Annotated in this window: 15 protein-coding genes; 7 read left to right on the forward strand and 8 right to left on the reverse strand. The window is 67.5% G+C overall.

What is annotated here, in order from left to right; genetic code table 11:
- Positions 1-30: 30 nt before the first annotated feature.
- The 4 genes from ACIBK2_RS40200 to ACIBK2_RS40215 all read right to left on the reverse strand — a co-directional run bounded on the left by ACIBK2_RS40200 (position 31) and on the right by ACIBK2_RS40215 (position 3184).
- Positions 31-1110, reverse strand: coding sequence for an RNA polymerase sigma-70 factor (locus tag ACIBK2_RS40200; protein WP_396975513.1), 1080 nt, complete (start codon positions 1108-1110; stop codon positions 31-33).
- Positions 1111-1172: 62 nt separating this feature from the next.
- Positions 1173-2075 (reverse strand): phosphatidylcholine/phosphatidylserine synthase, encoded by a 903-nt coding sequence (locus ACIBK2_RS40205; protein ID WP_357385873.1) that lies wholly within the window; start codon positions 2073-2075, stop codon positions 1173-1175.
- Positions 2075-2809: a phosphatidylserine decarboxylase gene (locus ACIBK2_RS40210; RefSeq protein WP_396975515.1), complete on the reverse strand. Its 735-nt coding sequence runs from the start codon at positions 2807-2809 to the stop codon at positions 2075-2077. Before ACIBK2_RS40210 ends, ACIBK2_RS40205 begins: the two co-directional genes overlap by 1 nt.
- 102 nt (positions 2810-2911) lie before the next feature.
- Positions 2912-3184 (reverse strand): GlsB/YeaQ/YmgE family stress response membrane protein, encoded by a 273-nt coding sequence (locus tag ACIBK2_RS40215; protein ID WP_150399971.1) that lies wholly within the window; start codon positions 3182-3184, stop codon positions 2912-2914.
- Between the two features lie 261 nt (positions 3185-3445).
- Here ACIBK2_RS40215 and ACIBK2_RS40220 point away from each other — a divergent pair, with 261 nt between their 5' ends.
- The gene (locus ACIBK2_RS40220; RefSeq protein WP_396975517.1) at positions 3446-4483 is read left to right on the forward strand and encodes a beta-ketoacyl-ACP synthase III; all 1038 of its coding nucleotides are present in this window, start codon (positions 3446-3448) and stop codon (positions 4481-4483) included.
- Positions 4484-4798: 315 nt separating this feature from the next.
- Here ACIBK2_RS40220 and ACIBK2_RS40225 read toward each other — a convergent pair whose 3' ends face one another.
- The 4 genes from ACIBK2_RS40225 to ACIBK2_RS40240 all read right to left on the reverse strand — a co-directional run bounded on the left by ACIBK2_RS40225 (position 4799) and on the right by ACIBK2_RS40240 (position 7828).
- Positions 4799-5131, reverse strand: coding sequence for a hypothetical protein (locus tag ACIBK2_RS40225; RefSeq protein ID WP_396975519.1), 333 nt, complete (start codon positions 5129-5131; stop codon positions 4799-4801).
- A gap of 164 nt (positions 5132-5295) precedes the next feature.
- Positions 5296-6279, reverse strand: a complete 984-nt coding sequence (locus ACIBK2_RS40230; protein ID WP_396975521.1) for a hypothetical protein — start codon at positions 6277-6279, stop codon at positions 5296-5298.
- Between the two features lie 334 nt (positions 6280-6613).
- Positions 6614-7321, reverse strand: coding sequence for an SIMPL domain-containing protein (locus ACIBK2_RS40235; RefSeq protein ID WP_396975522.1), 708 nt, complete (start codon positions 7319-7321; stop codon positions 6614-6616).
- A gap of 51 nt (positions 7322-7372) precedes the next feature.
- Positions 7373-7828: an SRPBCC family protein gene (locus tag ACIBK2_RS40240; protein WP_396975524.1), complete on the reverse strand. Its 456-nt coding sequence runs from the start codon at positions 7826-7828 to the stop codon at positions 7373-7375.
- A gap of 207 nt (positions 7829-8035) precedes the next feature.
- On the opposite strand from ACIBK2_RS40240, the gene ACIBK2_RS40245 reads away from it, so the two are divergent.
- The 6 genes from ACIBK2_RS40245 (at position 8036) to ACIBK2_RS40270 (ending at position 15165) form a co-directional block, all read left to right on the forward strand.
- Positions 8036-8200 (forward strand): hypothetical protein, encoded by a 165-nt coding sequence (locus ACIBK2_RS40245; protein WP_396975526.1) that lies wholly within the window; start codon positions 8036-8038, stop codon positions 8198-8200.
- Positions 8201-8266: 66 nt separating this feature from the next.
- On the forward strand, positions 8267-9934 hold the full coding sequence (locus tag ACIBK2_RS40250; RefSeq protein ID WP_396975528.1) for an FAD-dependent oxidoreductase: 1668 nt from the start codon (positions 8267-8269) through the stop codon (positions 9932-9934).
- 15 nt (positions 9935-9949) lie between these two features.
- Positions 9950-11461: an ATP-binding protein gene (locus tag ACIBK2_RS40255; protein ID WP_396975530.1), complete on the forward strand. Its 1512-nt coding sequence runs from the start codon at positions 9950-9952 to the stop codon at positions 11459-11461.
- Positions 11462-11931: 470 nt separating this feature from the next.
- On the forward strand, positions 11932-12285 hold the full coding sequence (locus tag ACIBK2_RS40260; RefSeq protein ID WP_396975532.1) for a UBP-type zinc finger domain-containing protein: 354 nt from the start codon (positions 11932-11934) through the stop codon (positions 12283-12285).
- 85 nt (positions 12286-12370) lie between these two features.
- Positions 12371-12814, forward strand: coding sequence for a hypothetical protein (locus ACIBK2_RS40265; protein ID WP_396975534.1), 444 nt, complete (start codon positions 12371-12373; stop codon positions 12812-12814).
- 50 nt (positions 12815-12864) lie between these two features.
- On the forward strand, positions 12865-15165 hold the full coding sequence (locus tag ACIBK2_RS40270; protein WP_396975536.1) for an AAA family ATPase: 2301 nt from the start codon (positions 12865-12867) through the stop codon (positions 15163-15165).
- Positions 15166-15260: the final 95 nt, after the last annotated feature.

Below are 15260 nucleotides of genomic sequence, written 5' to 3' on the forward strand. Positions count from 1 at the left end.
GGTCGTGAAGCACGTCACTCTTGCGCGGAGCTACCTCGACGACCCCGCCGACCTGGCGAAATAGGCCAGCTTGGCCGGATTGACGACCAGCCGCAGCGTGGCGATCGCACCATCTACCAACTCCACCGCGACCACAGCCACGGGCACATCGTTGACCCGGGCCACCGCGGCGGGCGCGCCGTTGACCTCCTCGATGAAGATCTCCGTGCCAGGCACCTCCCACCGGAACAGGCCGGACAGGTACCGCGCGACCTTCTTCGCGCCGACGACCGGCCGCCGGGCCGCGTTGATCTGGCCGCCGCCGTCCGCGACCGAGACGACATCGGCGCTCAGCAGCTGCTCCAGCGACTCGAGGTCCCCGGTGCGCGCGGCCTTCAGGAACCGTTTGATCAGCTCACCGGCGTACTCGTTCGGAATGTCGAAGCGCGCCCGGCCTTCCCGCACCCGCACCCCGGCCCGCCGATAGACCTGCTGCGAGTTGGCCTCGCTGATGGTGAGCATGTCGGCGATCTCGCGGTGCGCGTAGCCGAACGCCTCGCGCAGCACGAACACGGCCCGCTCGACCGGGCTCAACCGCTCCAGCGCGGTGAGCAGCGCGAACGAAACCAGTTCGCGCTCCTCGACGCTCTCCAGCGGACCGAGCTCACCGAGTTCGGTGGACACCGGCTCGGGCAGCCACGGCCCGACATAGGTCTCCCGGCGCGCCCGCGCCGAAACCAGCCAGGTGCGGCACAGATTCACCAGCACGGTGGTCAACCAGGCCTCGGCGGATCGGATTCGGCTGCGGTCGGCGGCATCCCAGCGCAGATAGGTCTCCTGCACGGCGTCTTCGGCCTCACCGGCCGAGCCGAGCATCCGGTAGGCAAGCGCGAACAGCCGGGGACGATGCGTCACGAATACGCCCAACCCGTCCGGCTCCACCGCTACCTTCTTCCGCGCCCGCCCGCCGGATATGACCGTACCGCTCGCCCGTGCGGGCAGCCGCCTATGTTCGGCCCTCGCCGAATCCGCGAGGCCGAGCAACCGCTTCAGGCCGAATCTCTCGGCACCGAAGCCGCCGATACCCCATCCACTGAAGCCGAAGCCACCCACTGCTGCCAGAGTGCCCATGCTCCAAGAGCATTCACGCCCTGGCTTTCCAAGACCTTAAGAAATCCCAGTAGGAAACAGCGTCAGCGGGACAGGTCGTTGGTGTCCCGCTGCCTGCCGCCCGGCCTGCGCAAACGCAGCCGGGCGGTGGAGCCGCGGATGGCGGGGCGCCGGATCACCGGGCGACGCTGCGCCCGGCGTTGCGCGCGCCGCTCGGCAGGCTTGTGCGTCCAGGTCTCCGGGCGGGCGGCGACCCAGCGCTGCGAGTGCCAGGCGAACGGGATGTGCACCAGGTACAGCGCGACCAGGATCAGCAGCAGCACGGTCGGATAGGTGACCAGCAGCGCGGCGGCCAGCGCGACGAGCACCAGCAGCCCGGCGGCCGCCTGCGGTGCCACCGACACCGACTTCATGGCCAGCGTCGGCACGGTGCTGACGGCCAGGGCGGCCGCGAGCACGGTCCACGCGGCGACGCCGTAGAAGCCGACCCACCAGCCGTCACCGAACTGCACGGACAACGCGACGGGCACCATCGCGATGAGCGCCGCCGCGGGCGCGGGCACCCCGACGAAGTATTCGCGCGACCACTCCGGCCGGGTGTCATCGTCGAGCAGGGTGTTGAACCTGGCCAGCCGGAGCACGATGCTCACCGCGAACAGCAGGGCGATGATCCAGCCCGCGGTCTCGGTGTGCAGCAACGTCACGTAGAGCACGAGCGCGGGCGCGACGCCGAAGGAGATGGCATCGGAGAGCGAATCCAGCTCCGCGCCGATCTTGGTGGTGGCGTCCAGCATTCGGGCCAGCCGGCCGTCGAGCGTGTCGAGCACCGCCGCCGCGCCGATCATCGCCAGCGCGATGTCGAGGCGATTGTCCAGGCCGAACTTCACCGCGGACAGTCCGGAGCACAGCGCCAGAATGGTCACCACGCTCGGCAGCAGCCGGATCGGTCGGCGGCGCTGTCGCTGGGTCGGAGCAGCCGCCTCCATCATGAAGCGGCGGATGAGGTGGACCCGAGCACCGCCAGGACGGTCTCGCCGCCGATGGTGCGCTGCCCCGGCTCGACGAGCAGCTCGGTGCCCGCCGGGAAGTAGGTGTCCACGCGTGAGCCGAACCGGATCAGCCCGTAGGTGTCACCGATCGTCAGCACATCGCCGACCTTGGCGTCGCAGACGATGCGGCGGGCGAGCAGGCCCGCGATCTGCACCACGATCACCTGCTGTCCGGCCGGGGTGTCCAGCACCATGGTGTTGCGCTCGTTCACCGAGCTGGCCTCCGGCAGATCCGCCGAACGGAACTGGCCCGGCTGGTGCAGCACCGTGCGGACGATGCCGGACACCGGCGTGCGCTGCACATGCACGTCGAGCACGGAAAGGAAGATGCTCACCCGGGGCACCGGCTGGTCGCCGAGGCCCAATTCCGCTGGCGGCGCGGCGGTATCGACGAGGGCGACCTCGCCGTCGGCCGGCGCGACAACGGCACCGGGACGGCTCGGCGCCACCCGAGTCGGGTGGCGGAAGAACGTCGCGCACGCGGCGGCGGCCAGCAGGCCCGTCCGGCGCACCCACTTGCGCTTGCCGCCGAGGACGGCGACCGCGAGCGGTGCGGCGACGAACGGCAGCCCGGCGGGATGCAGCGGGGGAATCGCGTTGCGAACCAGGTCGGCGACGTGGCCGACTCCGGTGCGTTCAGGCGTGCCGGGCGGCGTGGGACGGCGGGCCACAGGCTCCTCTTTCGTGCTAGATGCAGTCGGATCGCGCCGTCGACCATCGGACCGGCGCAAGCGTTCACACCTTACGGGAAAGGAGCCTGTGGCACGGTGTCGTCAGCTTCGGACTCGACGTCCTGTCACCAGACCGACCAGGAACAGCAGAATCACCGCACCGGCGATGCAGGTGAAGAAGCTGAACCAGAGGCCGCCGCCCTCGACGTCGACGCCGAACAGCTTCAGCAGGAAGCCGCCGAGCAGACCGCCGACGATACCCACCACGATGTTCAGCAGGATGCCCTGCTGGGCGTCCGTCTTCATGATCTTGCTGGCGATCCATCCGGCCAGACCACCGATGATGATCCACCCGATAATCCCGAGACCGAGCATGGTGTCCTCGCAATCCGCGCCTGCCGTCCGCCGAACCGTAAGGACGCAGACACATAGTTGGGGCACGCTGGACTGAGCATTCAGCATGCTAATCGGCGTATACCCGGGGTTTGTGAGAATACGCACGGCGAAACGCCGACGTTCGGGCTAATATGAGGGTGCCTCATGTCTACGGCTCCGTAGGTGGTGGCTGATGAGGGATCCATTTCGAAGGTTCGGGGACAACCCGGCGGCGGTGCCGCAGGTACATAGGAGACGCACATGGCTGCTCGAATCGCCCAGACCACCGGGGCAGAGCACACGGCGATCCTCGGGCTCGGCGTATACCGCCCGGTCCGGGTCGTCACCAACGACGAGGTGGCGGGCCCGATCAACTCGAGCGACGAGTGGATCCAGACGAGGTCCGGGATCAAGACCCGGCGCTTCGCCGGTGAGTCGGAAACCGTCCAGAGCATGAGCGTCGCCGCCGCGCAGGGCGCACTGGAATCGTCGGGGATCGCGGTCGATCAGGTCGATTGCGTGATCGTCGCGACGTCCACCCATCTGCTGCTCACTCCCGCAGCCGCACCGCGGATCGCGACCGAACTCGGCATGAACGGCTCGGCCGCCTTCGACGTCTCCGCGGGTTGCGCAGGCTTCTGCCACGCGCTCGCGCTGGCCTCGGACCTGGTCCGCGGCGGCACCGCCGGGCACGTGCTGGTGATCGGCGTGGAGAAGCTGACCGACACCATCAACCCGAAGGACCGCTCGACCGCGTTCCTGTTCGCCGACGGCGCGGGCGCGGTCATCGTCGGACCGGCCGACGAGCCGGGCATCGGCCCGACGGTGTGGGGTTCGGACGGCACCCAGCATCACGCGATCCGGCAGGACAAGGACTGGGTCGAGTTCTTCCGCGAGATCGAGGAAAAGGGCACCGACGCGGTGCGCCCCTACCTGGCGATGGAGGGCACGGCGGTATTCCGTTGGGCCGCACACTCACTGGAGAAGGTGTGCCGCGACGCCATCGACCGGGCCGGCCTGGCCACCGACGACCTGGACGCGATGATTCCGCACCAGGCCAACGGCCGGATCATCGAGATCATGGCGCGGGTGCTGAAGCTGCCGGAGCACTGCGCGCTGGCCAACGACATCGAGGAGACCGGCAACACGTCGGCCGCGTCGATCCCGCTGGCCATGGAAGCGATGCTGCGCAAGGGGCAGTCCAAGCCCGGCGACACCGCACTGCTCATCGCGTTCGGCGCGGGACTTTCCTATGCGGCGCAGGTAGTTACGCTGCCGAAGTACGCGATCACGGTTTAGTCCAACCTCGTCCGCGCGAATTCCGTCCCGCGCCCGCACAATTCAGCTGAGCCCCCAGGTGACCTTCACGGTGAAGGTCACCGTTTGGGTGCCCGGTTCCAGGGGCACCGACTGTAACCCCCGAGTTGTAGCGGTAAACATCTTTACCGCCAGACCAGGCCGGAGGGACTGGCCCCGACTCCATGGCGGCGTAACGAATCGATAGCCGTCCGCTGGCCGGCTGCGGTATAGAACCAGGTCAGATCGATGCACTCAAGGTAACTGGCGGAGCTATATCTGGCGCGTCATGTACTTGGTGACACGATCCTTATCGGGCTAGTTTCGCGGAGCGCCCCACTGCTTGAAGCTGCACAGCTTCCAAATACCGTCGTCGAATTCCAGGTCGAACTTTGCTGGAACGATCGAGCCTTCGAGCTCGGGAATGTACTTGTCGTAATGGATGTCTGCGACAGTGGTCGCCGCAAGACCGTTCGGGTTGATCGTTGTGCCGCTGAAGTTCTCGACTCGCCCGGTTCCTCGTTTTTCCCGGTCGGTGAGAGCCTCTTCGGCAATGGCACTGTCGTCGCGGTTGTTCAGGTCCAGCCAGAGCGCGCCACAGGAGCGGGATTTCAGAGTTCCGGCGTCAGCGTTGCTGTATGCCGCGATCATGGTCGACACGGTCGATTCGATGGCACTCGTTCGTGGGTCAGGTGTCTGATCGCGCGGGCCCGCTGTGAAGAGGTAGACGATTGCGGTAGCCACGATGACGAGGGCAACAGTGGAGAATCCCCACAACGAGAGTTGCCGCGTGGTCGGCCGCCGGAATCGCGGTGTCATATCCTGCCCTTCCATTTCGTTTCCTCGTCGACCGCGGTTGCTTCCAGCCACTCCCGGAAGTTGGCGTGGTAGTTCAGATCCCCGCGCTGATTGATGAAGGCGGTACGACCGCTGACAGCTTCGATGGCGACGTAGCCCATCGCCGGTGTCGCTCCCACCATCGCACCGATCAGTAGTAGTTCTCCGCGAGAAAGGCTGCCGCCTGCGACTTGGTCGGCCTCGATGTTTCGTGTGTGCCATCGTTCGCTGACAGCGATGTCCTGTGTGCCGTAGAGGTCGATCGAACCGTCGAATCGGTCCCACCCGTCTGCGGTACGGAGAAAATCGGCGAACATGGGGTCCAGCGGATTGTCCAACCGTTCCTGCGTGCTGTCGATCTCGCTGTCGCTTGCGGGTGGATTCGGCTTCGGTCGTGCGGAATCGATTGCGCTGAGCAGTTTCTCCCAGTCGGCTCGCTGGACACCGGTGGTGCCGATTCCGAAATCGATCCCCGCACCCTGGCCGATGTGCTCGAGCCATGAAGACACCACCTCGGTCAGCCACGTGTGGAAGTCACTGGACATCCAAACCTCCGCGCCGTCGAAGTCGACGACCGGCGCAGGATCGTCGGAGCCACCACTGGCCGCGGCCAATCGGAGAGGCAAGACCCAGTCCGACATCACGAGAACCAGTGAGTCCCAGTGTGGATAGGCCTCGGGGAGTCCTTCCGGGTTGTAGTCCAGAAACTCGTCGAGATGCCTCCGCTTCGTCAGCCACCGCGCGCTGTGGGCGAGGTCCTTGGTTCCGTAGATCGTTTGGGATCCGTCGAAGCGATCCCAGCCGTCGGCTACACGCAGAAAGCTCGCATACATCGGGTCCAGCTTCTTGCCGAGTCGGGCCGCTGCGGACTCAATGTCATCGGTTGAGGCGCCTGGGTTGGGTTGGGTCCGGGTGGCCAGTAGCCGATCGATCAGGCTCGCCCAGTCGGTGATTGAGGACATGTGAAGGCTCCCTGGTTATGGAACAAGAATTTCGCAGCGGCCGGTGGTCTTATTCCAGTCGCCCGCAACGAAGCCGTTGGCTCGGTAGCCGGTTGGGTACGCACCCGACTGCCCACCGATGGATCAGAGCCTGATCCCCCGAGCGGCAAGGGTTTTCGCGATACCGCGCGCAACGCCCTCCAAGACAAGACCGCATCACCGACACGGACAGGGCGGAAAGGAAGCGTTCGGCGCGGGGCTTTCCTATGCGGCGCAGGTCGTCGCGTTGCCGAAGTACGCGATCACGGTTTAGTTGAACCGCGTCCGCGCGAATTCGGTCCCGCGCCCGCGCAATTCAGCTGAGCCCCCAGGTGACCTTCACGGTGAAAGTCACCGTTTGGGTGCCCGGTTCCAGGGGCACCGACTGCGGTGCGGCGTCGCGTGCGGACATCTTGGCGCTGTTGTCGTCGCGGCTGTTCGCCTCGGAGATGGTGATGACCTTGGTCAGCTTCACCCCGGCGAGCACCGCGTACTGCTCTGCCCTGGCCTTCGCGTCGGCGAACGCGCGCGCTCGGGCGTCGGCGAGCAGCTGCGAATTGTCATCGATCGCGAAAGACACTGAGCGCAGCCTGGTTTCGTTGCCACCGGCCTTGATCGCGCTGTCCAGCACGCCGGACGCCTTGCTCAGATCCCGGACGACGACGCGAACCGAGTTACTCGCGCGGTAGCCGACGACGGTGCTGTCTGTGCCGCCCGCGTACTGCGGCTGGATCGAGACGTCGGTGGTGCGCACGTCCTCCTTGATGGCGCCCGCGCTGACGATGGCATCGGTCATCGCCTTGGCTCGGTCGTTGGCGCGGGAGATCGCGGCCGAGACGTTGTCGGCGGTCACCTCGACGCCGATGTCGGCATTCAGGATGTCGGGAGCGCCGCGCACCTGACCGCTGCCGACCACGGTGACTTCGCGCTCGGGTCCCGAATCGGAGCTGCCACAACCGGTCACAACCACGGTGGCCGTCGCGAGTGCGGCAACCACCGTGGGCCAGCGCGTCATTCGTCGCATACTCGGCAACTTACGCACCCGACCGGGCACGCCGAGCGCGAACACGCCGAACTAGTTGTGTGCCTCGACCACGGTCTTGATCTTGCCGAGCGTTTCGTTCATGCCGCGGACCAATTCCTCCTCGAACGGCAGCTCACCACCGAGCGCGGCATTGATCGACTTGCGGGAAAACCAGCTGACGCCGTTGGGCACGTCGCGCCGCTCGATCAGCCGGGTGCCGTGCTCGGTCGGCTCCAGCGTGTAACTCCAGATCGTGCGGTTCTCGTTGATCTTGAAGGCGAACGCCTGGTTCTGCTCGTACCGGACGATGCGCGCGGTGGTCGGCCAGTACTTCTTGCCGTCGGTGTTCAGGTTGAGCACCCAGGTACCAGCCTTCGGGCTACCGAGCGGCAGCATCCGGACACATTGCGGGCTGAACTCGGGCATCCGCTTCAGGTTCGAGACCACCGCCCACACGCGGTCCGGCGGGGCGGCGATATCGATGGTGGCTTCGAGATTCTTCGGCAACGCTGCCTCCGGGATCCATGCGAGCGAACCGACAGGTTGTCCGGCCGAGCGCGTTTGATGGGTAATGCGCATTTTAATCGGGAAGACAGTTGGGTCACATTCCGCATGTTGTCCATCGATCTTGGTAATGGCCAGCGCACAATGCCGGATAGAAGAAGCAAAGACACTGCCTCCAGATATCTTCCGTCCAACGTGAGGTGATCGGCCGTGAACCTGCGCTCCCTCTTACACCGGCGGCATGCCGACCATGTGCCGCTGCTGCCCGCCGACGACTCCGACGGTGGCCCGCTCGCCCGCGGCCCCGCCGCCGAGAAACTCGAGCGGCTGCTCACCCCCAACGAACTCGACCTGATCCGGCACGACATGCTGTGACCGGACTTGTCCGCCACGAGTGAAACACCGACGACACGGTTTGCACCGAGGATTCATACTCGTTAGGTGACTTCACCCGCTGCCACGAAACCGGCCATCCTGAGCGTCGACGACGATCCGGGTGTCTCCCGCGCGGTCGTGCGCGACCTGCGGCGCCGCTACGGCGCCGAATACCGGATTCTGCGCGCGGAATCGGGCGCCCAGGCGCTCGACGCACTGCGTGAGATGAAACTGCGCGGCCAGCCGGTCGCCGTCTTGATCGCCGACTACCGGATGCCGGGCATGGACGGCATCGAATTCCTGGAGCAGGCGATGGACCTGCACCCATTCGCGCGCCGCGTGCTGCTCACCGCGTACGCCGACACCAGCGCCGCGATCAACGCGATCAACGTGGTCGACCTGGACCACTACCTGCTCAAGCCGTGGGACCCGCCGGAGGAGAAGCTGTATCCGGTGCTGGACGGCCTGCTCGACGCCTGGCGCGGCAGCGAGCATCGGCCGGTCACCGAGACCAAGGTGGTCGGCAATCGCTGGTCACCGCGCTCCTCGGAGGTGCGCGAGTTCCTGGCCCGTAATCAACTGCCCTACCGCTGGTATCTGGCCGACGAGCCGGAGGGCGCGCGGCTGCTGGAGGCCGCGGGCGCCGACCCGGAGCGCTGTCCGGTGGTGATCACCGCGGCGGGCGACACCCTGGTGCAGCCGTCGGACAACGAGCTCGCACAGAACGTCGGACTCACCGTCAACGCGACCGGCGACTTCTACGACCTGATCGTGGTCGGCGGCGGACCGGCCGGCCTCGGCGCCGCGGTATACGGCGCCTCCGAGGGCCTGCGCACCGTGCTGGTCGAGCGCACCGCCACCGGCGGCCAGGCCGGGCAGAGCTCGCGCATCGAGAACTACCTCGGCTTCCCCGACGGGGTGTCCGGCGGCCAGCTGGCCGACCGGGCGCGGCGGCAGGCCGCGAAGTTCGGCGCCGAGGTGATCACCACCCGCGAGGTGGTCGCGCTGGAGGTGAACGGTTCCGCACGCACGGTGCGCTTCGCCGACGGCGGCAAGCTCTGCGCGCACACGGTGATCATCGCGACCGGCGTCGACTATCGCAGGCACCCCGCCCGCGGCGTCGACGACTTCACCGGGCGCGGTGTGTATTACGGCTCGGCGATGACGGAAGCCTCCGAATGCGCCGATCGCGACGTCTATATCGTCGGCGGCGCGAATTCGGCGGGCCAGGCGGCGGTGTTCTTGTCACGCAACGCGAAGACGGTCCATCTGGTCGTACGGTCCGGCTCGCTGGACAACTCGATGTCGCACTACCTGATCCAGCAGATCGCGCAGCTGCCGAATATCAAGGTGCACACCAATACCGAGGTGATCGCCGCCGACGGCGACGAGCACCTGCAGCAGATCGTGTTGCGCAACAACGACACCGGCAACGAGGAAAAGGCAGAGGCCGAGCGCCTGTTCCTGTTCATCGGCGCCGCACCGCAAACCGACTGGCTCGACGGCATGGTCAAGCGCGACCAGGCCGGTTATGTGCTGGCCGGGCCCGATCTGATGATCGACGGCGCGCGGCCGGCGGGCTGGGAATTGCCCCGTCCGCCACACCATTTGGAAACAAACGTGCCCGGCGTTTTCGTGGCGGGCGACGTGCACGCCGATTCGGCCAAGCGCGTCGCATCGGCCGTTGGTGAGGGTGCGATGGCGGTCATGCTCGTGCACCGGTACCTAGCCTAAACAGGAGGCTGGCAAATGAATTCAACGGAAAACGCGGACCGCAGCAGCCGAATGGTGTGCGACCCAGCGGAATTGCGCACCCTGTTCCTGTTCGAGAAGCTCAATGACGAACAGCTGGACTGGCTGTGCCGGGACGGGCGCATCGAGACCATCGAGCCCGGCCTGGTCTTCCGCGAGGGCGAACCGGCCACCTGCTTCTACGTGCTGATCGACGGCGAGGTCGTGCTGACCAAGCTGTCCGGCGGCACCGAGATCGAGCTGGTCCGCACCCAGCACCGCGGTTCCTACTCGGGCGCGTGGATGGCCTATATCGGCGACAAGGTCGATCAGACCTACAACGGATCGCTCAAGGTGACGGTGCCGTCCCGGTTCTTCGTGCTCGACGCCTCGATCTTCGCCGAGATGATGAACGATTGGTTCCCGATGGCGGTGCACCTGCTGGAGGGCGTGTTCTTCGGCAACCGCAACGCCAACGCGCGGGTCGGCCAGCGCGAGCGGCTGCTCGCCCTCGGCTCGCTGTCGGCGGGTCTCACGCACGAGCTGAACAACCCGGCCGCCGCCGCGGTGCGGGCCACCTCCGGCCTGCGCGAGCGGGTCGCGGGCATGCGGCACAAGCTGGCCATGATGGCCGACGGCAAGTTCGACACCGCATCCCTCGGCGCCCTGGTGCGGCTGCAGGAGGAGGCGGCCGCGCAGGTGGCCAAGGCGCCGGAGTTGACGCCGATGGAGGCGGCCGATCGCGAGGACGTGCTCGGCGAGTGGCTGGAAGAACACAATATCGCCGACGGTTGGAGCCTCGCGCCCAACTTCGTGCAGGCCGGGTTCGACGTCGACTGGCTGGAGCGAGTGTCGGCCACCCTCGAGGGCTGCACGGACAAGGTGTTCGAGGGCGCGATCCGCTGGTTGAACTACACCATCGAGACCGAGCTGATGATGAACGAGATCGCCGACTCGACCACGCGCATCTCGTCACTGGTCAATGCGGCCAAACAGTATTCGCAGATGGACCGGGCACCGTTCCAGGTGGTCGACATCCACGATCTGCTCGACAGCACGCTGGTGATGCTCAGCCGCAAGATCGGTGACGGGGTCGTGGTGGTCAAGGAGTACGACCGCTCGCTGCCCCAGGTGCCTTGCTACGCAGCGGAATTGAACCAGGTGTGGACCAACCTGATCGACAACGCGGTGTACGCGATGGGCGGCCAGGGCACGTTGTCCATCCGCACCAGGCACGAAAACGATTGCGCCGTCATCGAAATCGGTGATACCGGCCCCGGCATTCCGGAGGACGTGCGCAACCGCATCTTCGAACCCTTCTTCACCACCAAGCCGATGGGCGAGGGCACCGGGCTCGGCCTGGACATCTCGTTCCGGATCGTGGTGAACAAGCACGACGGCGACATCCAGGTCGATTCCGAGCCGGGCAACACGCGATTCACGGTGTGGCTGCCGCTGAATCGCGTCCCCGACGACCCGGAGGAGCAGAATCAGCCCGAACCGGAAACCGCTTCAGGAGGTCAACGTTAGCGCTTCCCCTGCCTGACTGAAGGCAGGAGATTTCACGCTCAGACCGCAACCGAACCAACCACCCGAAGGAGGTGATCCGACTGTCTGACATCCTCAACACGTGTGTGGCCGCGCTCTGCCACAGCCAGAATCACCCTGGCCGCGTTCCGATCCCGACAGTCGGTGAACCCGCAACTGTGGCACCGGAAGGTTCGCTCTTTGCGGGCCACGGTGGACTTGGCCAGAAACTTCGGCTTGAAGTCCTCCACCGCGATCAACTCATGATGCTCGACAACACTTTTCGCCCACACCCGCGAATCATGGCGGGTCTGCCGAGCCCCCTTCTTATACAGTCTCGCCGCCACCCGCGCGGCCTGCTGATACCCGCGCGACTGCCGACCGCGCTACAACCTAGCCCGCACCACCGACACCGAATGGAGGACAGCGCATCCACCCCTTCGTAAACGAGGGGGTATCCGCGCTAACATCAGATGACGCAGGAGCTCGAGGGTATAAACGTCGCGGTGCCGCCGAGCGGTACCGGCTGTGTGGAATGTGAAGCCGCCCAAGGCTGGTGGGTGCATCTGCGCCGCTGCGCGCAGTGCGGCCACATCGGCTGTTGCGATACCTCGCCCGCCCAGCACGCCAGCCTGCACGCGAAAGAGACCGGCCACCCGTTCATTCAGAGCTTCGAGCCGGGCGAGGATTGGTACTACAACTTCACGACCGAGGAAATGTACGGCGACGGACCGGAACTCACGCCGCCGACCAGCCACCCGGCCGACCAGGGCGCGCCGGGCCCGCGCGGCCGGGTGCCCGCGGACTGGCAGGCACACATCCACTGAAACCCCGCGCACCCGGTACGCTGCACCCGACGTGCCGGGTGCTCCGGCGCTAATCAGACACAGATTCCACCGGGGAAAGCACGGTATGAAGCGAACTTCCGCCATCGTCCTGGTCACCGGGACGGTGGCTTTGCTGCTGGCAGGCTGCGGCCAGTCCTCGAACGACGCCGCCGACGCGAACGGACTGCGCAAGGGCGACTCGACCACGAGCGCGACCTCGGCGGCGGCGAAGCCGTCGACACCGGCTGCCGCGTCGAGCACGGGTACGCCGGACAGCGCGCCGACGGCAGAGCAGCCGAGCGCTCCCGCGTCCACCGACCCGGCCAAGACCACCTGCGGTGAGTTCAAGAAGCTGGACTCCGAGGCGGAGAAGGCCGTGATCGAGCAGATCCTGGCGGCCAACCCGGACAGCAAGTTCACGGGCAGCCCGAATGTCGCGCTCGGCACGGCGAAGCTGGTCTGCCTGTCCGGCAGCGTGGCCGAGACGACGGTCGCCCAGGCCGCCGGGATCGTGCCGAAGAACAAGTAGCTCCCGCCATCCCCGGCCACCACCTTGCGTCGGCGCGGCAGAATGGCACGGTGGCAGAACTCGCGCTCACCGCTCGGCTCAATCCCTCCGCTGCCGACGCCCGCCGTGGCGTGGTGCGGCTGCACCCGGAGGCGCTGACCGCGCTCGGGCTGCGTGAGTGGGACGGCATCGCGCTGGTCGGTGCGCGGCGCACCGCGGCGGTGGTCGGGGTGGCCCCGGCGGACACCCCGGCCGGGGTCGCGCTGCTCGACGATGTGACGCTGTCCAACGCGGGCCTGCGCGAGGACGCGACGGTGGTCGTCGCGCCGGTGACCGTGTACGGCGCCAAACAGATCTCGGTGAGCGGCTCGGTGCACGCCACCCGCACCATCCCGGCGGCGACGCTGCGCCAGGCGCTGCTCGGCAAGGTGGTGACCGTCGGTGACACGGTCTCGCTGCTGCCCCGCGATCTCGGCCCGGAGATCAGCTCCGCCGCTGCCTCCCAAGCACTTTCGCGCACCTTCGGCATCGCGTGGACCACCGAGTTGCTCACCGTCACCGCGACCGATCTGCGCGGTCCGGTCAGCGTGCAGCCGAACACCGCGGTCGTCTGGGGTGCCGGGGTGGTCGCGGCCAGGGACGCCGCCGACCGGGCGCTGGCGGGCAGCCCGATCCCGGCGGGCGAGGCCTCCCGCGCCGCGACCGAGGCGGCCGCGTTCGACGGCGCGGCCGCCGCGAACGGCGCACCGGACGGCCGGAGCGCGGCCGTCCGGGATACCGATCCGCAGATCACCGTCAAGGATCTCGCGGGTGCGCACAGCCAGGCGACGAAGCTCGCGGAGTGGCTCAGCCTCGCCCTCGACGAGCCCGAATTGCTCAAAACCCTCGGCGCCACACCGCGTCTCGGCGTCTTGATCACCGGCCCGGCCGGTGTCGGCAAGGCCACCCTGGCCCGCGCGGTCACCGCGCCGCGCCGCATGGTCGAGCTGGACGGCCCGACGATCGGGGCCGCCGAGAGCGGCACCAGGCTGCGCGCGGTGGCGGAGGCGGTGGCCGACGTCTGTTCCGGCCAGGGCGGCATCCTGCTGATCACCGACATCGACGCGCTGCTGCCCGCGCAGGCCGAGCCGGTCGCAACGCTCATCCTCGATCAGCTGCGGGCCGCGGTCGCCGAGCCGTGCGTCGCCTTCCTCGCCACCACGGCGCACCCCGCCGGGATCGACCCCAGGCTGCGCGCGCCCGATCTATGCGACCGCGAACTCGCGCTCGCGCTGCCCACCGCCGCGGTGCGCAAATCGCTGTTGGAACAGCTGCTGCGCAAAGTCCCGACGGCCGAGCTGAAGCTCGACGAGATCGCCGCGCGCACACCGGGATTCGTGGTGTCCGACCTGGCCGCGCTGTGCCGGGAGGCGGCGCTGCGGGCGGCGTCGCGGGCCAGCAAGGGCCACACCGATCCGCAACTGACCCAACCGGATCTGGTCGACGCGCTGAAAGTGATTCGGCCACTGTCACGTTCGGGCATGGACGAGCTGGCCATCGGCAGCCTCACGCTGGACGAGGTCGGCGACATGGTGGAGACCAAGCAGGCGCTGACCGAAACGGTGTTATGGCCACTGCGCCACCCGGATTCGTTCGCCCGCCTCGGCATCGACCCGCCGCGCGGCGTGCTGCTCTACGGTCCGCCCGGTTGCGGCAAGACCTTCCTGGTGCGGGCGCTGGCGAGTACCGGTCAGCTCAGCGTGCACACGGTGAAGGGCGCCGAACTGATGGACAAGTGGGTCGGCTCCTCCGAACGCGCGGTACGCGAATTGTTCCAGCGCGCACGCGATTCCGCGCCGTCGCTGATCTTCCTCGACGAGGTGGACGCGCTGGCACCTCGTCGCGGCCAGAGCGGCGACTCCGGCGTCGGCGACCGGGTGGTCGCCGCGCTGCTCACCGAGCTCGACGGGGTGGAACCGCTGCGCGATGTGGTGGTGCTCGGCGCGACCAACCGGCCGGAGCTGATCGACCCGGCGCTGTTGCGGCCGGGACGATTGGAGCGGCTGGTCTTCGTGCCGCCGCCGGACGGCGCGGCGCGGCTGGAGATCCTGCGGACGGCCGGGCGCTCGGTGCCGCTGGCCCGCGATGTCGACCTCGCCGCGCTGGCCCGCAAGCTCGACGGCTACTCCGCCGCCGACTGTGCCGCGCTGCTGCGTGAGGCCGCGCTGACGGCGATGCGCCGCGACCTCGACGCCGCCGACGTCACCGCGGCCGATGTGGCGGCGGCCCGCGCGGCGGTCCGGCCCTCGCTGGACGCGCTGCAGGTCGAGTCGCTGCGCCGGTACGCGGAGACGCGGGGCCAGCCGACGGGCAACGAAGGCCGGTACCTCTAACGTTTGCCGACCGGACGGCAAACGCACTGTAAACCCCAGCTTTCTGGCATTTCGCCCATTTCGACATGCGCCCGCGAAGTGATGGCAATCACAGA

It is taken from the genome of Nocardia sp. NPDC050175, assembly GCF_044459885.1.
In the GTDB taxonomy this organism is placed as follows: domain Bacteria; phylum Actinomycetota; class Actinomycetes; order Mycobacteriales; family Mycobacteriaceae; genus Nocardia.